Source organism: Gordonia terrae (genome assembly GCF_001698225.1).
Classification (GTDB): Bacteria; Actinomycetota; Actinomycetes; order Mycobacteriales; family Mycobacteriaceae; genus Gordonia; species Gordonia terrae.
The window spans coordinates 5647137-5668709 of sequence record NZ_CP016594.1 but is presented as its reverse complement, the minus strand read 5'-3'; the positions used below and the strand labels follow the sequence as shown (position 1 = coordinate 5668709).

Here is a 21573-nt window from a genome sequence, read left to right as displayed (position 1 = left end):
GGCGTCGGCGGACGACCGGCCGAGGGAGTGGGCCGGCCGGGTCGGGGATTCGTCGACCTCGGGTCCGGGGACCCTGGCGGAATCCGCGTGGGCGGGACTCGGCCACCGGCGATCCGGTTGGGTGGGATTCGTTGGGGTGCGGCGCGCTCGGGACGCTGGGGCGGCACCGGGCCGGGTTTCCCCGACCGCGGTGCACGCGGCTCATCGTTCCAGGTCACGTCGCTTCTGCCGCCGTCCTCGGGTCGTCTGATGTCGGTCATGAGGGGTCATCGTCCGGTTCCTCGCCGTGCATCCGACCCTCGCTCTGCAGGGTACGGCGTCGCTCCTGATACCCGCTTCCGGCGAGCATCCGCTCGAGTTCGTCGGGTTCGGGCCGGTCGGCGTCGGCGGGATCGGGCTGGCCGCGGAAACGATGCCACAGGCGCCGGGCGGTGAGCAGGACGAGTGCTGCCGCGGCGATGATCGTGATGTAGAAGAGCGGTTTGCCGTAGGCGTTGGTGTGCACGGACAGACTGATCGGCTCGCCGAGCGGCACGCCGGTGACCGTCGACAAGCGGATCTCGACACTGATCGCCTCGGAGGCCTCGCCCTGCGTGGGCAGCTGGATCTGCCGGGTGCCGCGGGCGGGGATCTCGATGACGCCGAGGTCGCCGATCTCGATGCCGGCCGGTTCGGACGTGGTGATCCGGGCGCGTACCGGCAGCGCGAGGTCGTTCTTCACGACCAGCAGCAGCGGACTGCGCTCGGAGGCCAGCGTGTAGCGACCGCCGGGATCGAGGATCGTGACCGACCGGGACATCCCGTGCAGGGTCGACGACACCGCGTCGATGCGCTCGGCCTGCGCCCGGCGCAGATGGGTGTAGACGGCCGAACCCCAGGCATCCGGCGAGCGGATCGCCCGCAACTGGTCCTCGCGCAGCGGGGACATGTAGCGCTCGGGGGTCGCGGCGACATCCGCCGAGCGCACCAGGGCGCCCTCGAACTGCCAGCTGTCCTCGACGTTGCGCCGTATCGACGCGGTGGCGTCGGTTGTCAGCACCGAACCGATGCGGCCGACGGGCCCGACCCCGGGCGGGTCGATCAGTCGTGCCTGCTCGGGAGCGGACCCGAGTTCGGCGACCAGCGTCGGCAGGGGTGTCGGCGTCGCGGCACCGGACTCGAGCAGCAGGCGCGCGGTGGCGAACAGGGCCTCGGCGTCGGTGGTCGTCGGAGACCAGTACGTCGGTGGCAGCAGGAATGCCGATCTCCCGACGATCGGGTCGCGAGGCGACGGCCGGGAATCGGACCCGGTCGGTGCGGCCTCCGGGGCGGCGATCGCCGGGTACGCCAGCGCGCCGATCGCACTCTGCCTGCGGCTTCCCTCGGACTCGTCGGACAGGTCGACGCGTTGATCGGGTGGCGTCAGCGCGGGGGTGGACGGCGCGGTACCGATGGCGGCGAACGACGCCGTGACCGGCGCATCGTAGGTCTGCGCCGCGAGGTCGCCGATCCGGTAGCGCCCAGCGTCGTCACGACGGCCCGTCGGTGCGACGGAATTCGACGCCACCGCGGTCGCGGCGAGCCCGGCCCCGGTGAGCGTCGCCGCACCGTCGGAGTCGATGGCGCCCAGGGCCGGTATCGACAGACCACGCACGCTCCGCACACCCAGGACGGTGTCGACGATGTCGGCGGGCGACCGCAGCCCGGCTTCGGTGAGTCCGGCGTTGCCGATCCGGGAGAGCGAGGTCAGGTCCGCCTGCGCGTACGGCAGCGCCACGACGCACATCCGCTGCGCGGTCCAGCGCAGCGTGTCGAGCCAGCGTCCGGCGGCCTCGACTCCGCTGCCCGGGCGGGTCGACGACCTGGGATCGGCGGGATTGTCGGACACCTCGTATCCCAGTGACATCGCGCGCACCGTGACGATGAGGTCGGGATCCACGGCGAGGCACATGCTGTCGGCGAGTTTCTCCGACCCCGGCAGTGCGGCGGGTTCAGGGCTCTCCGACGTCTCCGGCGGAGCTGAGCCCGACGCGGTCGAATCCGACTGCGCGGGTGGGGGTTCGCCGACGACCTTCTGCAGTGCCGTCAGCAGTTCGTCGAGACGACCACCGTCGGCGAGGGAACGGGCCATGTTCTCGTTGATCAGCCGGACCGGTTCGGTGTTGCCCCCGAGCACGCCGGGGGCGAGCTGGGGCGGTGCGGCCAGCGGCCACAGCATGGTCATGCGCGCCGGGCTGGACAGGTTCGCCGAGATCGACCCGTCCGGTCCGAGCCCGGCGACCGGGTCGGTGTCGGAGTACTCGATGGACGGGTCGACGTACCCTTCCGCGCGGGTCTCGTCGGGCGGGAGGGACAACACCGGCAAGAGCATGCGTGATCCCGCGACCTGCGCGGTGTTGCCGTACTCGGGCGTGCCGTTGACGTTCACCTGCATCGGGTAGACCCCGGTCCGGGAGATGGCCAGGCCCTGACCGTCGGGTCCGTTGTTGGCCGACAGGGCCATCGACATGCGGAATCCGACGCTCTCGCCGGGGGCGAGCGAGTCGGACAGCGCCTCGAACGGACCGGCCACCGCGACCGCGGGATCCTCGTCGGCGAGATCGGTCCGCAGGCCGGCGGCCGACGTGACCGGATCCCCGCGTTCGAGCCGGATGGTGAGGTCGGTGATGGACCGGTCGCCGACGTTGTCGACGCGGCCGCTGACGGTGACCACCGGTCGGCTGGTCGTGGTCACGATGTTCGGCGTCATCGAATCGATGACGATGCGGGCGAACCTGCTCGGGGATTGCTGGTCCGAGGTGCCGGATCCGGTGTCGGATCCGCTGGTGCTCGTCTCGGGTGCCGCCGAGGCCGGTCCCGATCCCACCGCGCCGGACAGGAGCGTCAGACCGAGGACGGCCAGGACCACGGCCGCGGCCAGGGCTGTGCGCGCACGGGACCGCGTCGCGCGCGACAGCGCCGATGAACGAGACGAACGAGGTGCGGCGGCGGACGGACGCGGCTCAGCCATCGCCGGCCGCGGGCCGTCGTGGACGGCGCCGGCGCCGGCGAGGACGAGCCGGGGGTGGCGGCTCGTTGCGGCGCTGGTTGCGCGCGGCGGCGGCTTTCTCATAGGCGTTGGGTTCGGTGCGAATGCTGTCGGCCTCGGACTGGGCCAGCCGGGTCGGGTCGGCGGCGAGCTCGGCGATCACGCCGCGGGCCATCCGGGCGAGTCGTCGCTCGTCAGAGTACGTGAGCCGGCGCGGGAGCTCGTGCAACGGCACCCAGGCCACCTCGGACACCTCGTAGTCGGCGTCGGAGAGTTCGCCACCGGTGCACCGCAGGAGATAGTGGTGCACCGTCTTGTGGATTCGACGCCCCTCGCTGACGAACCAGTAGTCGATCTTGCCGAGCGGGGCGACCACGGTGCCCTGGATGCCGGTCTCCTCCTCGACCTCACGGATCGCGGTCTGTTCGGCGGTCTCGCCGGTCTCGATGTGGCCCTTGGGCAACGACCACATCGTGCGTCCCCGCCGGTCGACCCGGCCGATGAGCGCCGCCGACAATTGATCGACGGGGAGGTCGAGGTCGGAGATGACGAGGCCACCCGCCGAGGTCTCGCGCACGGTCCGGAGCTTCTCGGTGCCGGCGCGGTCGGAGTGGGTGCGTTCGGTGGCCGGACGCTCGGATCCGCGGTCGGGTCGTGATGAGCGTCGTCGGCCCTTCGCCGCCTTGCCTCCGGATGGCGCCGATCCCGTCTGGGCCAGACCGGTCTTGGTCAGTTTGGCGCTGACGGAGACCATGTCCGACGGCTTCGGCGGGGTGACCCGCGGCCGTGCGCGGTCGGGATCGACAGGGAGTTTGTCGACCGGTTCGGCCTCGACGGGGTCCGGGCACCCGGGATCCGACGCCCGGGCGCGCGCGAGGTCGTTCGGCGTCGGGTGGTGTGTCGACGGTGCCGGCTCGGACGCCGGGTTGGGTGAACCCGGCTTGTGGCCCGGTCGGGAACCCGCCTGGCCGGAACCCGGCTGCTTGTTCTTTGGCTGGCTGTTCGAGGACTGCGGATGGCCGCTCTGCTTGTGCGATGCCGACGTGTGGGCGGCCGTGGCACCGCGGGCCTCGGACTTGCGACGGCCCCGGCGTCGGCGGCCGCGACGGGAACGACGGCCCTGGCCGGCGGGGTTCTGCTCGCCCTGTCCGCCGCCCTCGCCATGTGCACCCGACGAGACGCCGCTGACGTCTGAAGGGTTGGTCGAGGAATCGGTGGACACTCCACGATGCTAGCGGCTGGTCACCTGCAGTTTGTCTGGACGCCTCCCCGGGCGCGTAGGTTGTGGATTCGGGATGTCGAGAGTGCGCGGGAAGTGTATGAGTGGTCGGCGTCGAACTGCGCGGCGTCATCGGCGCGGGTCACGACGGTAGGGTGACAAGCCGTGAACGACACATCCTCGTCCGGGACGACGGCCTCTTCGGACCAGGTGAGCTCGGACGGGCGATCGAGCGCGACGGACCCGGAACGGCGCACCCGTCTGCTCGCCGCCGCGGCGATCGCGCTCCGCGAACTCGACGACGTCCTGGTGCCGCTGGGGACCCTCTTCGAGAACGCCGGCCACGAGTTGTACCTGGTGGGCGGCTCGGTGCGCGACGCGATCCTCGGCCGGCTGGGCAACGACCTCGATTTCACGACCGACGCGCGCCCGGAGGCGGTCTCGCAGCTGCTCCGCGGCTGGGCCGACGCGTTCTGGGACGTCGGCATCGAGTTCGGCACGGTCGGGGTCCGCAAGGGTGACCACCTGATCGAGATCACGACGTTCCGCGCGGACGCGTATGACCAGGTCAGCCGCAATCCGGATGTCACCTTCGGGGAGTCGCTCGAGGACGATCTGATCCGGCGCGACTTCACGGTGAACGCGATGGCCGTGCAGATCGGTTCCTCCGGCGCCCAGGATTTTTGTGATCCACTCGACGGTCTGACCGCACTCCTGGCGGGGGTCATCGACACCCCGGCGACCCCGGAGCAGTCGTTCGGCGACGACCCGCTCCGGATGCTGCGCGCGGTCCGATTCGTCTCCCAGCTGGGGTTCCGGCTCGCGCCGCGGGTGTGGCAGGCCATCACCGAGATGAACGGCGAGATCGAACGCATCACCGTCGAACGCGTTCGCACCGAGCTGGACAAGCTGATCTGCGGGGAGTTCCCGATCGAGGCCCTCGACGCGATGGTCGAGACCGGCCTGGCCGAGCGGGTGCTGCCCGAGGTGCCGGGGATGAAGCTCACCATCGACGAACACCATCAGCACAAGGACGTCTACCAGCACTCGTTGACCGTGCTCCGCCAGGCCATCGACCTCGAGGACGGCGATCCGGACCTGGTGTTGCGCTGGGCGGCCCTGTTGCACGACATCGGCAAGCCCGCGACGCGCCGCCACGAACCGGGAGGCGGCGTCAGCTTCCACCACCACGAGGTGGTCGGCGCGAAGATGGTGCGCAAACGGATGCGGGCCCTGAAGTACCCCAAAGCGGTGGTGTCCGATGTCGCGCAGCTGGTCTTCCTGCATTTGAGGTTCCATGGATACGGTGACGGCGCGTGGACCGATTCGGCCGTCCGCCGGTACGTCACCGACGCGGGTCCCTTGCTCGACCGGCTGAACAAACTGGTGCGCGCCGACTGCACCACGCGCAACAAACGGCGCGCGCGGCGTCTGCAACAGAACTACGACGACCTCGAGCAGCGGATCGCCGCCCTGCAGGCGGCCGAGAACCTGGAGAAGGTCCGTCCCGACCTCGACGGCAACGCCATCATGGAACTCCTCGGTGTGCCGCCCGGTCCGATCGTCGGTCAGGCATGGCGTCACCTCAAAGAACTGCGACTCGACCGCGGACCCCTGAGCCGCGATGAGGCGGAGGACGCGTTGCGGGAATGGTGGGCGGCCCGCGGCGGGAAGTGACGCCGCCCGCGGCATCCCCCGGCCGGCTCAGCTCGCGGGTGCGAAGACCTCGATCGCGTGGGGCACCGCTTCGAAGACCGCCGGGAGTTGTCCGACGAGGTCGCCGTCGACCGACACCAGCGCCGGCGGATCGCAGTAGAGCTCGACTTCCTCGCCGCGCATGGTCCGCACATTGGGACTGTCGATGTGCTTGCCCGAGAACACCTTCGGGAACACGCGGGCAATCGTCCAGCGGGCCAGCCGCGGCGGGGTGAGCGCAAGCGTCACGTCGAGCTGCCCATCGGTGATCGAGGCCGCAGGAGTGATCTTCATACCGCCGCCGTACGACGTGGTGTTGCCGATCGCGGCGAAGACGAGGTCGGATTCGACGGCCTGGTCGTCGACTCGGACCTGGTAGTGGCGCGAGCGCAGCGCGAGCAGCTCGAGCAGCGCCGCGATCGTGTACCGCGACTGCCCGCGCGGGCGGCGCATGTCGATCGCGCGGGCGGTGACGGCTGCGTCGAACCCGGTGGCGGCGACCGTGCTGAACAACGCGGTCTGACCGTCCGGGAAGCTGACGCGGCCGAGGTCGATGGGCCGGCGGTGTCCGGCGAGGACGACCTCGACGGCATCGGCGGGCTCGAGCGGGATGCCGAGGTTGCGCGCGAAGTCGTTTCCGCTGCCGGCCGGGATGACGGCGAGTGGCTTGCCGGATCCGATGATGGCCTCGACCGCCAGACGCACCGTGCCGTCGCCCCCCACGACGACGATGACGTCGGTGTCTCCCCGTGCTGCCTTGCCCGCGAGATCGGCGGCGTCGGCGATGTCCTCGCCGACGATGACCTCCACCTCCACGTCCCGGGCGCGCAGGAGTTCCGCAGCGTCGTGCGCCACACGGAGTCCCGTTCCGTGACGCGCGTACGGACTGGCCACAACTGTGGCGTGTTCGATAGTCATATGAGTCGGCCCCCCGCCGTTCAAGTGATCCGTTACAGTGTTACACATCATGGCAATCCGTAACGAGGAGATCGGGGATCTCGTTCTGGATGCAGCGCGGAGCTGCCTGCTGCGTAGCGGCGGACGCAAGGTGACTGTCTCCGAAGTGGCCCGACAAGCAGGCGTCAGTCGACCGACGGTGTACCGCCGCTGGCCCGACATCACCGAGATCATCCGCGGTCTGTTGACCCGGGAGGTCCTCGGGGTGGTCGAAGATGCCATCGGCGGAACCGGTGAGCCCGCCGATCTCGACGCGCTCGTCGGGCAGGTGGTGGCGGTGGTCGGCGCGCTCCGGGACGACGAACTGATCGCCTCGCTGTGGCGTGAGCAGCGAGAGTTCATGTCGCCGTACGTCTTCGAGCGTCTGGGTACGAGCCAGCAGGGAATCCTCGCCATTCTCGCCGACATGCTGTCGCAGGGGCAGGAACGGCGACAGGTGCGTGCGGGTGACACCAAGCGGATGGCCGCGATGGTGCTGCTGATCGCGCAGTCGTTCCTGCAGTCGGGGGCGCTGGTGTCCGACATCCTCGCCGACGGCTGGAGCGTCGAACTGCACGAGATGTTGGCCGGTTACCTGCGTCCGGTCGGACCGGGCGGCGACGGGTGACGACGTGAGCACCGATCCCGCGGCGGGACGGCACTGATGGCCACGCTGTCCGCCGAGACCCGCCGTTGTGCGCTGGACCGGTTGGCATCCGATGAACCTCTCGACCTGTTGGTGATCGGAGGCGGTGTCACCGGCGCCGGCGTGGCGCTCGACGCCGCGACCCGGGGTCTGCGCGTTGCGCTCGTGGAGAAGGACGACCTGGCGGCCGGGACCTCCCGCTGGAGCAGCAAGCTCGTGCACGGCGGCCTGCGCTACCTGGCGAAGGGTGAGATCCGGATCGCGCGGGAGAGCGCGGTCGAGCGTCATCACCTCATGACCGCCATCGCCCCACATCTGATCGCCCCCCTCCGGCAGATCATCCCCGATCGCGGCGGCCGGCAGAGCGCTGTCATTCGTGTGGGTCTCCGGGCGGGAGACGTGCTCCGACGCAACGCCGGCACCTCCGATTCGTTGTTGCCCCCACCCTCACGGCTGTCGGCGCTGGAGACCCTCGGCCGTTGTCCGGCGGTGTCCCCCGATGGTCTGCGCGGCGGGATCTCCGCCGCTGACGGCCAGCTTATCGACGATGCCCGACTGGTCATCGCACTTGCGCGGACGGCCGCGGGTTACGGCGCATTGATCTGCACCCGGGTCCGGGCCGAACGCGTGGACGGCCGCGGGGCCACCCTCACCGACCGGCAGACCGGCGAGAGGTTCGACGTCGGTGCCCGGATGGTCGTCAACGCGACCGGGGTCTGGTCCGGCGGCATCGACGACGGTATCGCCGTCTATCCCAGTCGCGGAACACATCTCGTCGTCGACGCGGCCAGGCTCGGCAATCCCGGCGCCGCGCTGATGAGCCCGCTGGGCGGCTCGGTGTCGCGGTTCGTCTTCGCGATACCCGCCCAGCTGGGTCGCGTCTACGTCGGCCTCACCGATGTCGCCGCGCCGGGACCGATCCCGGATGTCCCGACGCCGGACGAGTCGGAGATCGACTTCCTGCTCGACGCGATCAATCCCGCGCTCGCGCGGCCACTCGACCGCTCGGACATCGTCGGCACGTTCGCGGGCCTGCGACCGCTGGTCGACACCCGCGGTGGCGGGGGCGGGGGCGGGCGCGATGCCGACGCACTCGCCGATGTCTCGCGGCAGCATCACATCGGTGTGCGCGGCGACGGCCTTGTCAGCGTCCTCGGCGGCAAGCTCACCACCTACCGGCGCATGGCGCAGGACGCCGTCGACGCCGCGCTGGCGACCACCGATCTGGCGGCCGGAGACTGTGTCACGACCACGACGCCACTGGTGGGGGCGGTGCGGAGTCCGCGGGAACAGGGCCTGCCGCCGTCGCTCGTGCAGCGATTCGGCGGGGAGGCGCCGGCCGTCGTGGACGCCGCGACGATCGATCGTCCGCTGGATCCGATTGTCCCCGGGATCGACGTCACCCGCGCCGAGATCGAGTTCGCGATGACTCATGAGGGAGCCCTCGACGCCGACGACATCCTGCACCGGCGCACCCGGATCGGACTCGTCCGGCGTGACGCCGACGCGGCACGCCCGGAGATCGAACGGATCGTCGGCGAGGTGCTCGGGTGAGGTGCTCGGTGTCGGGGCTAGCTCGGGGCGTCAGTAACCCATCGTCCGCAACGCGTCGGCGACCTGATCGAGTTCGGACCTGCGCACGTCGAGGTGTGGGCTGATCCGGAGGACCGGGTGCTCGGTCGCGAGCGGCGCGCGCCAGGTGTCCGCGGCGGTCACCAGGACGCCGAGGGAGAGCAGCTTGTCGCGGGCGGCGGCGACGTCGTCGAACTGCCACCCGGGCGGGGGTGCGAGGGTGATGATCGCCGACGGCTCGTCGATCGGTTCGAGGACCTCCCAGCTGGCGATGCCGTGGAGCCGCTCGCGGGTGGCCTTGCCGATCTTCGCGAGTTCGCGGAACACGCGCTGCTGGCCGATCTCCAGCAGCTCGCGAACGGCGACACCGAGTCCGAGGCGTCCGGCGATGAATGCCTCCGAGCCGTCGATCCGGACCGGCCGCAACGAGTCCCGGCGCACCGCGACGAACCCGACGCCGCGCGGACCGGTGAGCCACTTGCGGCTGGTGCCGTAGACCACGTCGGCACCGGTGACGGTGGGGACGTGACCCACCGACTGCGCCATGTCCACCACCACGGGCACTCCGGCGCGGTGCGCGAGTTCGACGATCCGCGTGACCGGCTGCACCACACCGGACATCGAGCCGATGTGACAGACGTGGATGAAGTCGGGCTGCTCGAACTGCAGCATGTTCTCGAGCGCGTCGGTGTCGACATGACCGTAGACGTCGCCGTCGGGCATCGTCCGCACCGCGTAGCCGCGGCGCTCGAACTCCTCGAGGTTGGGCCCGAATTCGTTCTTGGCCACCCACACCGTCGAGGTGACGGGCAGGCTCCAGTTGGTGAGAAGGGCACGCAGTGCGGCGCGGGCGCTCTCACGGAAGACGACCTCGTCGCCGGTGTGTCCGATGAGCGCGGCGAGATTCCTTGTGTCCCGCGCGATCTCATCGGCGCGGTCATCAGCGGCGACGTAGGAACCGCGTTCGGTCTCCCGCCACAGATGTGCGGTCATCGCGCCGATCAGTGCGTAGGAGGAGCGACCCGCCGACGCAGAGTCGAGATGTGCCAGGGCTGGTTCGAGCCGGGCCGCGTGCCACTGCTCGCCGAGATCGCTGACATACATGGGCCACAACCTACCGGGTGGTCGGGTGCGGGGTCACCCGGCGGGTGCGTCGGTGAAACCCGGCCCGGCGATGTGTCCACTCCGGGGAACCGGACGACGCCCCGCTGCGTCCAACACCTCATGGACCCGGCGATCGAGTACTTCTTCGGGACCGGCGACGGTCCGACGACGCGCTGGTCCGGCACCGCCGATCTCGCGCTCGGGACCGCGCGGTCCGAAGCCCTGGATGCCATCCGGCTCGACTTCGACGGCGACGGACATCGCGATGACGCGATGTGGGACACGGACGCGGACGGTGTCGCTGACGTGGCCGCTCTCGACACCGACGACGACGGAGTGCCCGATGCGTTCTACCGCGACTCCGGGGCGGGACTCTGGGACCAGCCCGTCGCGCGAGCCGACCTCGCCGGCGACCAGCTGCCGCGGCGCGACGTCCCCGACGAGAATTCGCGACCCCCGGCGGCGCTCGTCACCCGAATCGACCTCGACGATGACGGTGACCCCGACGCCGAGATCGTGGGAGCCGACCGGGGTGGCCGGATCGTCGGCGAACGTCTGTACGTGGATTCCGATGCCGATGGCGGACACGATGTGGTCCTGGTCGATACGAACGGGGACGGGATCGCCGACGCCACCTACGACAAGCGGGATCCGCGGTTCACGCGGCGGGGTCGGTGACGGTGGGCCGCACGGTCGTGGGCTGGGTGGACCCGTGCCCGCGCGGATGAAGGAGGCGCACCACGAGCATTCCGAGGAGGTAGAGCACCACCCCGAGCACGACGAGCCCGGTCGCCCGCCCGTTGTCGGGGATCGCGAGGGCCGCGACCGTCACCGCGCCGACATAGGCGATGTTGAACACGGCGTCCTGAACCGAGAACACCTGACCGCGTACCGCGTCGTCGACGTCGACCTGCATCGCCACGTCTCCACACAACTTCGCGATCTGGCCGATGAGCCCCAGCACGAATGCCGAACCGCAGATCACCGCGAACTCGAAACTCAGCACGGAGAGTTCCGCGACCGCCCCGACGCCCAGCGCCACGAGCAGGGTCGCGTACCGGCCCGCGCGTGCCACCGCGATCGGCGTCACGACCGCGGCGAGAAGCGCACCGGCGCCGGTGAAGCCGATCACGACGCTGACGCGGTCGAGGCCGTCGCCGGGGCCCATCTGGCGCGTCAGCACCAGGATCATCAGCGTGTTCATCCCGAATACGAGCCGATGCGCGCCGATCGCCGAGAGCGCGGCGGCCACGGTCTTGTGGTGCGCGACGGCACGCGCGCCGTGCCACAGCCCGACGGACACCGCGTGCACCGCCGAACGACCCGGATCGTCGGGCTCGTCGGGGCCGAGCTGCAGTGGGCGGAACCCGTGTGCCAGCCCGCCGGAGACGACGGCGAGCACGATCCCGGCGAGCATCGTGAGGGCGCTGCCGACGTTGTCGTCCCCGAAGATCGCACGCAGACCCAGCGTGACGCCGAGCCCTACGGTGAGCATCGCGCCACCGAGTGTCGTGAACAGTGCGTTGGTGGCGACGAGCACTTCTCGCCGGGCGACGTGGGGCAGTCCGGCGGACAGCCCGGCGGCGACGAACCGGCTCGCGCCCGTCGCGGCGAGCGCGGAGATCAACACCACGACGTCGGGCGCGCCGGAGGCGACCGAGAGTGCGACGAGTCCGATGATCAGTCCGCGCAGGAGGTTCGCGTACAGCAACACGTTGCGTCGATCCCAGTGGTCGAGCAACGCCCCCGCGAACGGGCCGATGAGCGAATACGGCAGTAGCAGCACTGCCAGGCCACCGGCCACCGCGAGCGGGTCGGCGTGGCGCTCCGGGTTGAAGAGAATGCTGCCGACCAGCGCGGCCTGGAAGATGCCGTCGGTGATCTGACTCGACAGTCGCACCGACAGCAGGCGGCCGAGTCCAGGCGAGGAACGGAGGGAGTGGACGAACACCGACCACCCGCGTCGGTCACGGGTCACCTGGGTGCTGCTCACTGATCCAGGGTACCGAGCTGACGATGGACCCGGTCGGCCACGGACGTGCGATGATGGTCGGGTGGCCGGAGGTGACGACGCAGACGATCCCACACCGGAATCCCGTCCCGGAGAGCACTCGGCGGGTGCCGGTGGTGGTGCACGTATGCCCGGCGTTCCGTGGGACGCCGACCCGACGCCGAGGGTGCGGGCGGGCACCGCGCTGATCGCGTCGACCGACCTCGTCGAACCCACCTTCGCGCGCACCGTCATCTACGTGATCGAGCACAACGAGTCGGGCAGCCTCGGTGTCATCCTCAACCGGATGAGCCAGACCGCCGTCCACAATCTCCTGCCCCAGTGGACCGACATCGCGGCCTCGCCGCGCGCCCTCTATGTGGGCGGGCCGGTGAACCAGGAAGCCGCGCTGTGCCTGGGGGTGGTGAAACCGGGAATCGACGTCGACGACGTACCCGCCCTGCGACCGGTGGACGGCCGGGTCGTCCTCGTCGACCTCGACGCCGACCCCGAACCTCTTGCCGACGTCCTCGAGGGCGTCCGGATCTTCGCGGGCTACAGCGGCTGGGGGGTCGGGCAGCTCGACGACGAGCTCGACCAGTTCAGCTGGATGACCGCGTCGGCACTCCCCCGCGATCTGCTCGCGCCGCCGGCGTCCGATGTGTGGTTCGACGTCCTGCGCAGGCAGGCCTGGCCCAAGCCACTCCTCGCGACACACCCGATCGATCTCAGTTTGAACTGAGTCGTCCCGGCACCCGGCGGTGATGCTGAGCATTCCCTGAGACACCCGGTGATCCACGTCACCCCCGAGGTGTTAGGTTGTGGACGCTTGATCACAAGCTCGCTGGATCAACCGTGGTTTCTCCAGCGCATGACATGCGGGGGTGTGCATGAGTGGGTCGAAGAGTGCTCGGGTCCTGATCGCGGTGGTCCTGGCGGTGGTCGCGCTGGTCGCGCCGATCGCTGTGGCGGGCGCCGCACCGGTCGGACCGACAGGCGGAGCCGATGCGGCACGGTGGGCGGCGAGCCATGACGGCCCGCAGCCGTACGCCGGCGTCAACGTCACCTGGGATGTCCCGATCCGGATGAGCGACGGCACGGTGCTCCGGGCCAACGTGTACCGCCCGGCCGACGTCCGCGAGCGACCGACGTCGACCAAGACGCCCGTCATCGTCAACATGACGCCGTACACCAAGCTCATCACCACCGTCGGATCCGCGGTGATGCAGAACCCGGTCCTCGAGCCCTATCTGCTGCAGATCGCGCGGTCGATCAACCTGTCCGGGACGCCGATCGACGGCATCAACGACATCGCGCACACGATCCGCGACGGCGGTGCGAAGACCTTCCTCGTCGACTTCGACCTCGTCCGCAGCGGTTACACGCAGGTGGTCGTGGACGTCCGGGGCACCGGTTTCTCCCAGGGCGTCTGGGACGTCTTCCAGTCGCGGGAACAGCGCGACACCATCGAGGTGATCGACTGGGCGTCGAAGCAGCGGTGGTCCAACGGCAAGGTCGGCATGTCGGGTGTGTCCTACTCGGCGATCAACCAGATCCAGGCCGCCAACAAGAACCCGAAGGCACTCAAGGCGATCTTCCCGGTCGAGCCCGGCGGCGACCTCATCCGCGACATCGTCGCCCCGGGCGGCGCTCTGGGTGTCGGATTCCTCCCGCTGTGGCTGACACTGGTCAACACGACCAAGATGATCCCGAACGTCGCGTCGATGCTGAACGGCACGTTCGACTGGAAGTGGTTGGCGGACCGGATCTCCGACCCGTTCACGTTCTACCCGCAATTGTTCGCCGCGTTGCTGACCCCCGACATCCCGTCGGTGCCGCCGAACCTGAAGGCATTGCTGGACAACGACTCCGAGCCACGGTCGTCCTGGCTCGACCACGCCGATCGCATCACCACCCCGACGCTCATCTACGGCGGCTGGTTCGACCTCTTCACCAACAGTGAAGTCCGGATGTACAACAAGATCCCGCTGCCGCCGGGCCAGAAGCAACTGATCATGGGCGACGGGTATCACCTCACGATCGGCGGCGGCCAGGAGGGCCGGCGGAACACCCCGCCACGGTTGGACGTCTTACAGAAGGCGTGGTTCGACAAGTGGCTCAAGGGAATCGACAACGGTGTCGACTCCTATGGGCCGGTCAACCTCAAGCAGGTCGGCGACTCGTGGATCACCGCGCAGCAGTTCCCGCGGGCCGGGATGGAACGTCAGCGGCTCTATCTCGGCGACCGGCGCAGCGGCACCGCGGCGCACGCGGTCCGCGACGGCAGCCTGACCCCCACCCCACCCGCCTCGCGTGCCCGGATGACCATCGCGCCCGGTCTGGCACCGATGTGTTCGCGCGACGCCGCGCAACAGCTGGCCGGCGCCCTCGCGATCTTCCCCTTGTGCGCCGACGATGCTCGCATCTCCGAGCGCGCGGCGTTGTCGTTCACCACTCCCCCGCTGACGACGACGCGCAGCGTGTCCGGGTACTCGAACGTGCGGCTGAACACCGTGCTGGACGCCACCGACGGTTACTGGACGGCGACGCTGAACGACGTTGCCCCCGACGGGACGTCGAAGGTGCTGACCTCGGGTCAGGTGATGGCGTCGCTGCGCGGGTACGACAAGGCGGCCTCGCAGTTCGCGCCCAACGGTGACGTGATCGATCCGTTCTACGAGCTGACCCTGGCGTCGCGGCAGCCGGTCGTGCCGGGCCGTCCGGTCAGCGTCGACATCGGTCTGTTGCCGACCGAGGCGCTGATCAAGCCGGGGCACCGGCTGCGGGTCGACGTGTTCGCGATGAACTTCCCACGCGGTCTTCCGTTGCGGCCGTTGCTGAACGAGTCCGGACTGCGGCCGCAGCACATCCAACTCGACCCGAACCGGCCGAGCTTCGTGAACCTGCCGCTGTCGACGCCGGTGGGTCGGCCGGTCGGTTGATCACACCGGCGCGCCGGCCACTTCGGCGTCGTCGGCCTCGCGCCCGTACCGGGTGGCCAGCCACGAGCAGATCATGAGCTGGATCTGGTGGAAGATCATCAGCGGCAGCACGATGAGGCCGACGGTGGTCCCGGCGAAGAGGACGGTCGCCATCGGCAGGCCGGTGGCCAGGCTCTTCTTGGTGCCGCAGAACTGGATGGCGATCGTGTCGGCGCGATCGAAGCCGAGCCGCTTCGGCAGCCAGCCGGTGATCGCGAGCATCACCAGGACGAGCAGCAGGGAGATGACGGTCACGGCGATGACCTGGCCGACGCCGACCGTCGACCAGATGCCTTGGACGACCCCCTCGCTGAATGCGACGTAGACGACGAGCACGATTGCGCCGCGGTCGGCGAGCTTGGTGATCTTCGCGTGCCGGGTGAAGAACGGGCCGACCCATTTGCGGGCGAGCTGCCCGATCAGGAACGGCACCAGGATCTGCGCGACGATCTTGAGCACGGACGTCGCGTCGATGCTGATGTCGCCTGCGTTCTGCATCAGCGCGACGACGAGCAGCGGGGTCAGGAAGACGCCGAGGATGTTCGACGTGGACGCGCTGACGATGGCACCGGCGATGTTGCCCCGGGCCATCGAGGTGAAGGCGATCGAGGACTGGACAGTCGACGGCACCAGACACAGGAACAGCAGGCCGGCGTAGAGATCCTCGCCGATCAGCGGCTCGACGACCGGTTTGAGCGCAAGCCCGACGATCGGGAACACGATGAACGTGAACGCCAGGATCGTGACGTGCAGTCGCCAGTGCCGGAGGCCTTCGAGTGCTTCGCGCGGATGCAGTCGCGTGCCGTAGAGGAAGAACAGCGCGGCGATCGCGACGATCACCACCCAGTCGAGTGCCTCTGCTGCCGCGCCGCGAACCGGCAGGAAGGCGGCGACGACGACGGCGATGATGATGGCCAGGATGAAGCCGTCGATCGGTGAGCGATCGAGAAGATTCTTGAGAGTACGCATGGATGTGCCCCGAGATCAGTGGTGTGAGACGACGCGGGCCGACTCAGGCCTGGGCCGAGTCGCTCGCGCAGACGCCGCGCAACGAGCAGGCACCGCAGCTGCTGGTGCCGCAATCGGCCGCCGGACCCGAGGTGTCCTCGTCGGCGGCATGACCGTGGGCGTCGCCGCCCGAACAGCAGGAACAGCCGTCGTCGTCGACGGGTACGGCTGCCGCGGCACGTACGCCGATGCCGCTGACCAGCCCGATCACCACGAGCGCGACGACCAGCGAGACCAGGCCGAAGGCAACGGCCCACCCGCTCGGGACCGCGAGGGTCGCGATGCCGCCCAGCGCGAGGATCAGACCGGCTCCCAGGGTGCCGGGCCCGGCGATGCGGTTGGCGACGGTGAACGCCTCGTCGGATCGCATGGTCTCCGCGGAGCGGACGCCGATCCAACGATTGCGCGGGAGGGTGCCGCGGAGTCCACGGATTCCTACCACCGCCCAGAGTCCGGCCAGCACGAAGAGCAGTACGGCAACGGCGACGGACACGGCATTCACGACCCACAGCATACGACCGTGCGTCGTACGGCGGAGAATCGGTATCGGACGCGCCGGCGCCGGCCACCGCGGAAGCGACCGGATTGGGGGGCTGCGACCGACAGGATTTACCCTGGTCGCGTGACTTCAGCCGAGAAGACGAGCGGCGACACCGCCGGCACGACCGCACACCGCTACACGGCGTCGGTCGCCGGGGAGATCGAGCAGCGCTGGCAGCAGACCTGGTCCGACGAGCACGCCTACGAGGCGCCGAATCCCGTCGGGCCGCTCGCCGGTGACCTGTCCGCCTTCGGCGGCGGCTCTGCCGACGCGGCCGACAAGCTCTTCGTGCAGGACATGTTCCCCTACCCGTCCGGTGCGGGCCTGCACGTCGGCCACCCACTCGGCTTCATCGCGAGCGACGTCTTCGCCCGCTACCAGCGGATGACCGGCAAGAACGTGCTGCACACGATGGGCTTCGATTCCTTCGGCCTGCCGGCCGAGCAGTACGCCGTGCAGACCGGTACCCACCCGCGGACCACGACCGAGCAGAACATCGAGCGCTACCTGGGCCAGATCCGGCGGCTCGGGCTGGGACACGACGAGCGTCGTCGGGTGGCCACCACCGACGTCGACTTCTACCGCTGGACCCAGTGGATCTTCCTGCAGATCTACAACGCCTGGTACGACGCCGACCAGGGCAAGGCCCGGCGCATCTCCGAGCTGGTAGACGAATTCGCCTCGGGTGCACGAGCATTGAGCGGAAAGCATGAGGGGCGCAACTGGGCCGACCTCTCCCCCGCCGAGCGCACCGAAATCCTCGACGACCATCGCCTGGTGTACCTGAGCGATTCGCTGGTCAACTGGTGCCCGGGACTGGGCACCGTGCTGGCCAACGAGGAGGTCACCGCCGACGGTCGCAGCGACCGCGGTAACTTCCCCGTCTTCCGGAAGCACCTGCGGCAGTGGATGATGCGGATCACCGCGTACTCCGACCGGTTGCTCGACGATCTGGATCTGCTGGACTGGCCGGACAAGGTCAAGACCATGCAGCGCAACTGGATCGGACGCTCGCGCGGCGCGCAGGTTCGCTTCGACGTGCCCGGTGTCGGCGGCGTCGAGGTGTTCACGACCCGTCCCGACACGCTCTTCGGCGCCACCTACATGGTCCTCGCGCCCGAACATCCGCTCGTCGACGAGCTGACCGGAGGCGAATGGCCTGCCGGCACCGATGACCGATGGACCCGCGGTGCAACGGATCCCGCGACCGCGGTCGCGGAGTACCGCGCATCGATCGCCGCGAAGTCCGACCTCGAGCGGCAGGAGAACAAGGAGAAGACAGGCGTCTTCACCGGCAGCTTCGCCGTCAATCCCGTGAACGGCGAGCGGGTTCCGGTCTTCGTCGCCGACTACGTGCTGATGGGATATGGCACCGGTGCGATCATGGCGGTTCCGGCCCACGACGCCCGGGACCACGAGTTCGCGACGGTCTTCGGACTGCCGATCCGCGAGGTGATCGGCTCCGACACCGACATCGCGACCGAGGCCTACGTGGGCGATGGTCCCCTGGTGAACTCCGGGTTCCTGGACGGTCGCAACGTCGAGGACGCGAAGGCGGCCATCGTCGAACGTCTGGAGGCCGACGGTGTGGGCTCCGGACGAATCCAGTACAAGTTGCGCGACTGGCTGTTCGCGCGGCAGCGGTACTGGGGCGAGCCGTTCCCGATCGTGTACGACGCCGCCGGTCAGCCGCACGCGCTGCCGGAATCGCTGCTGCCCGTTGAACTCCCGGAGGTCGACGACTACGCGCCGGTGTCCTTCGACCCGGACGACGCCGACAGTGAGCCCTCTCCCCCACTGGCGAAGGCCACCGACTGGATGACCGTCGAATTGGACCTCGGCGACGGCGTCCAGACCTACACGCGTGACGCCAACGTCATGCCCCAGTGGGCGGGCAGTTCGTGGTACCAGCTGCGCTACATCGACCCGACCAACTCGGAGACCCTGTGTGCCAAGGAGAACGAGGCGTACTGGATGGGTCCGCGCCCGGTACTGCACGGTGCGAACGATCCGGGCGGCCTCGACCTGTACATCGGTGGTGTCGAGCACGCCGTGCTGCATCTGCTGTACTCGCGGTTCTGGCACAAGGTCCTGTTCGATCTCGGTTACGTCACCAGTCGCGAGCCGTACCGGAAGCTGTTCAACCAGGGCATGATCCAGGCCTACGCCTACACCGACTCGCGCGGGGTCTACGTGCCTGCCGAGGAGGTCACCGAGGAGAACGGCGAGTTCTTCTACAACGGCGCGAAGGTCCGCCAGGAGTACGGCAAGATGGGCAAGTCGCTGAAGAACTCGGTGGCCCCCGATGACATCTGCCGTGACTACGGTGCCGACACCCTGCGCGTCTACGAGATGTTCATGGGTCCGCTGGACCAGTCGCGCCCGTGGGCGACCAAGGACGTCGTCGGCTCCCAGCGCTTCTTACAGCGCATCTGGCGGCTCGTCGTCGACGAGGAGTCCGGTTCGCTGCGCGTCGCCGACACCGAACTCGACGACGAGACGAAGCGACTGCTGCACAAGACGATCGCCGGCGTTCGCGAGGACTACGACGCGCTGCGCAACAACACCGCGGTCGCCAAGCTGACGGTCCTGACCAACCATCTCACCAAGAACTTCGAGAAATCGGGTGCGCCGCGGGATGCCGTCGAGCCGCTCGTGACCATGCTCGCCCCCCTGGCCCCGCACATCGCCGAGGAACTGTGGCACCGGCTGGGTCACGACACGCTCGTGGTGCGGGCGTCGTTCCCGGTGGCCGACGAGGCGTGGTTGGTCGAGGACACCGTCGAGATCCCGGTCCAGGTCAAAGGCAAGGTCCGCAGCCGGATCACCGTCCCCGCCGACGCCGACGAGGACACGGTGCGCGCCACCGCCCTCGCCGACGAGAAGATCGTCGCGATCCTCGACGGCGCCGAGCCCCGCAAGGTCATCGTGGTGCCCGGCCGGATGGTGAACATCGTCCCCTGACCTCTGCTCCCTGAGGTGCGAGGAGCGATGGCGACGCCCCCTTGCTCCCTGAGGTGTGAGGAGCGATGGCGACGCCTCTTTGCCCCCTGAGGTGTGAGGAGCGATGGCGACGCCTCTTTGCCCCCTGAGGTGCGAGGAGCGTAAGCGACGAGCCTCGAAGGGCGACGCTATCTACTTCGGCGGCAGCTTCCGCGCGAAGTCGGAACCGATGGCGATCCAGCGGGAGAGCTGTCGGTCGGTCGCGATGCCCGCGTCGTCGACGCGTAGCCACCCGCGGGTCTCACGGCCGGACATCACCATCGGCCGGGTGTGCGGGTACTCGAGGAGGGTCTCGGTCTCCTCGGGTGCGACGCGGACCATGATCCCGCCTTTGCCACTGGCAGCGACGGCCATGTTGCCGTTGATCAGGAAGGCCAGCCCGCCGAACATGGTCTTCTCGTCGAGGCCGCACTCGGTCGCCAGCAGAGCGCGGATGCGGTAGGCCAGTTCCTCGTCGTACGCCACCGGTCCAGGCTATTCGGCTTCGGTCACGGACCGGGACTTGGCAAGGAACTTACTGCGCAGTAAGGTGCTGACATGGCGATCAACCTGGAGCTCCCGAAGAAGTTCGATTCGACGGTCGAGCGCACCCACATGGCTGCCGAGCACCTCTTCCGGCCGATCTCGCGGAAGTACGACCAGGCCGAGCACGAGTATCCGGTCGAACTCGACGAACTGGCGAAGCTCGCCAAGCAGGGCCGATCCTCGGAGAAGTCGGACGACACCGAGAAGCCGGCCTCCGACGCGCCGTCGGTGAACGGCGCCAACATGCGCGGTCTGCTCTCCGCTCTCGAGATGAGCTGGGGCGACGTCGGCCTGCTGCTCTCGATCCCGGGCCAGGGCCTCGGCAACGCGGCGATCGCGGCGGTGGCCAACCCCGAGCAGCTCGAGCGTTTCGGCGATGTGTGGGCGGCGATGGCCATCACCGAGCCGAGCTTCGGCTCGGACTCGGCGGCGGTGTCGACGACCGCGACGCTCGACGGCGACGAGTACATCCTGAACGGCGAGAAGATCTTCGTGACCGCGGGCTCGCGCGCCGACCACGTCGTCGTGTGGGCGACCATCGACAAGAGCGTCGGACGCGCGGCCATCAAGAGTTTCGTCGTCCCGATGACCACCGACGGTGTCACCGTCGCCCGTCTCGAGCACAAGCTGGGCATCAAGGCCTCCGACACGGCGGTCATCCGCTTCGAGAATGCGCGGGTGCCTGCCGAGAACCTCCTGGGTTCGCCGGAGATCGACACCAAGAAGGCCTTCGGCGGGGTCATGCAGACCTTCGACAACACCCGCCCGGTCGTCGCGGCGATGGCCATCGGGCTCGGCCGCGCGTCCCTCGAGGAGTTGCGGCGGATGTTGGAGGAGGTCGGTCACCAGATCGACTACGACCGTCCTGCGACGTCGCAGCACGCCACCGTCGCCGAGTTCATCCGACTCGAATCCGATTGGGAGGCATCGTGGTTGCACACGGTGCGGGCCGCGTGGATGGCGGACAACAAGCAGCCGAACTCGACCGAGGCCTCGATGTCGAAGGCGAAGGCCGGCCGTACCGTCACCGACATCACCAACAAGACCGTCGAGATCGGCGCCACCGCAGGCTATTCCGAGGCCTCACTGGTGGAGAAGTGGGCGCGTGACTCGAAGATCCTCGACATCTTCGAGGGCACACAGCAGATCCAGCAGTTGATCATCGCGCGACGGCTACTCGGCAAGACCTCCACCGATCTGAGGTAGCACTTCCTTGGTCCAGCGAACACCAGTGCCAGGCAAAGAAAAACCAGTTGTGCACTGTTCGCCCCGAACGTAGATGTCGATGCACACTATGCGCGGTTGCTCGCGGCAATCGATCGTTCGTGGCGCGCCGGACGGGTGCC

16 protein-coding genes are annotated in these 21573 nt (G+C 69.0%); 8 read left to right on the top strand and 8 right to left on the bottom strand.

Annotation, left to right across the window (positions count from 1 at the left end):
• Positions 1–256 precede the first annotated feature (256 nt).
• The gene (locus BCM27_RS25125; RefSeq protein ID WP_239450637.1) at positions 257–3091 is read right to left on the bottom strand and encodes a DUF6049 family protein; all 2835 of its coding nucleotides are present in this window, start codon (positions 3089–3091) and stop codon (positions 257–259) included.
• Positions 2982–4229, bottom strand: coding sequence for an NUDIX hydrolase (locus tag BCM27_RS25120; RefSeq protein WP_004021000.1), 1248 nt, complete (start codon positions 4227–4229; stop codon positions 2982–2984). The genes BCM27_RS25125 and BCM27_RS25120 overlap by 110 nt, the downstream gene beginning before the upstream one ends.
• A 207-nt stretch (positions 4230–4436) precedes the next feature.
• On the opposite strand from BCM27_RS25120, the gene BCM27_RS25115 reads away from it, so the two are divergent.
• On the top strand, positions 4437–5903 hold the full coding sequence (locus tag BCM27_RS25115) for a CCA tRNA nucleotidyltransferase (protein WP_004021002.1): 1467 nt from the start codon (positions 4437–4439) through the stop codon (positions 5901–5903).
• A gap of 27 nt (positions 5904–5930) precedes the next feature.
• Here BCM27_RS25115 and BCM27_RS25110 read toward each other — a convergent pair whose 3' ends face one another.
• Entirely contained in the window at positions 5931–6839 is a 909-nt protein-coding gene (locus tag BCM27_RS25110) for a diacylglycerol/lipid kinase family protein (protein WP_033204210.1), read from the bottom strand.
• A gap of 49 nt (positions 6840–6888) precedes the next feature.
• On the opposite strand from BCM27_RS25110, the gene BCM27_RS25105 reads away from it, so the two are divergent.
• Positions 6889–7485 carry a TetR/AcrR family transcriptional regulator gene (locus BCM27_RS25105; RefSeq protein WP_033204208.1) on the top strand — a complete coding sequence of 199 codons (597 nt, stop codon included), beginning with the start codon at positions 6889–6891 and terminating at the stop codon, positions 7483–7485.
• Positions 7486–7521: 36 nt separating this feature from the next.
• On the top strand, positions 7522–9057 hold the full coding sequence (locus BCM27_RS25100) for a glycerol-3-phosphate dehydrogenase/oxidase (RefSeq protein WP_004021005.1): 1536 nt from the start codon (positions 7522–7524) through the stop codon (positions 9055–9057).
• Between the two features lie 30 nt (positions 9058–9087).
• Here the strand turns inward: BCM27_RS25100 and BCM27_RS25095 are convergent, their stop codons facing one another.
• On the bottom strand, positions 9088–10179 hold the full coding sequence (locus BCM27_RS25095; RefSeq protein ID WP_004021006.1) for an aminotransferase class V-fold PLP-dependent enzyme: 1092 nt from the start codon (positions 10177–10179) through the stop codon (positions 9088–9090).
• A 120-nt stretch (positions 10180–10299) separates the two neighbouring features.
• Between BCM27_RS25095 and BCM27_RS25090 the strand changes: the two genes are divergently transcribed.
• Positions 10300–10857, top strand: coding sequence for a hypothetical protein (locus tag BCM27_RS25090; protein WP_004021007.1), 558 nt, complete (start codon positions 10300–10302; stop codon positions 10855–10857).
• On the opposite strand, the gene BCM27_RS25085 is transcribed toward BCM27_RS25090, so the two are convergent.
• Positions 10838–12172, bottom strand: a complete 1335-nt coding sequence (locus BCM27_RS25085) for an MFS transporter (RefSeq protein WP_033204205.1) — start codon at positions 12170–12172, stop codon at positions 10838–10840. The two genes, BCM27_RS25090 and BCM27_RS25085, sit on opposite strands and share 20 nt — an antisense overlap.
• Positions 12173–12317: 145 nt before the next feature.
• Here BCM27_RS25085 and BCM27_RS25080 point away from each other — a divergent pair, with 145 nt between their 5' ends.
• Entirely contained in the window at positions 12318–12911 is a 594-nt protein-coding gene (locus tag BCM27_RS25080; RefSeq protein WP_004021009.1) for a YqgE/AlgH family protein, read from the top strand.
• Between the two features lie 148 nt (positions 12912–13059).
• On the top strand, positions 13060–15111 hold the full coding sequence (locus BCM27_RS25075) for a CocE/NonD family hydrolase (RefSeq protein WP_004021010.1): 2052 nt from the start codon (positions 13060–13062) through the stop codon (positions 15109–15111).
• Here BCM27_RS25075 and BCM27_RS25070 read toward each other — a convergent pair whose 3' ends face one another.
• A complete protein-coding gene (locus tag BCM27_RS25070; RefSeq protein WP_004021011.1) occupies positions 15112–16119 on the bottom strand; it encodes a bile acid:sodium symporter family protein in 1008 nt (335 codons plus the stop codon).
• 43 nt (positions 16120–16162) lie between these two features.
• Positions 16163–16672: an SdpI family protein gene (locus BCM27_RS25065; RefSeq protein ID WP_004021012.1), complete on the bottom strand. Its 510-nt coding sequence runs from the start codon at positions 16670–16672 to the stop codon at positions 16163–16165.
• 108 nt (positions 16673–16780) lie between these two features.
• On the opposite strand from BCM27_RS25065, the gene leuS reads away from it, so the two are divergent.
• Entirely contained in the window at positions 16781–19663 is a 2883-nt protein-coding gene (gene leuS / locus BCM27_RS25060; RefSeq protein ID WP_004021013.1) for a leucine--tRNA ligase, read from the top strand.
• 171 nt (positions 19664–19834) lie between these two features.
• On the opposite strand, the gene BCM27_RS25055 is transcribed toward leuS, so the two are convergent.
• Positions 19835–20167 (bottom strand): TfoX/Sxy family protein, encoded by a 333-nt coding sequence (locus BCM27_RS25055; RefSeq protein WP_004021014.1) that lies wholly within the window; start codon positions 20165–20167, stop codon positions 19835–19837.
• A 72-nt stretch (positions 20168–20239) separates the two neighbouring features.
• Between BCM27_RS25055 and BCM27_RS25050 the strand changes: the two genes are divergently transcribed.
• On the top strand, positions 20240–21433 hold the full coding sequence (locus BCM27_RS25050) for an acyl-CoA dehydrogenase family protein (protein WP_004021015.1): 1194 nt from the start codon (positions 20240–20242) through the stop codon (positions 21431–21433).
• Positions 21434–21573 lie beyond the last annotated feature (140 nt).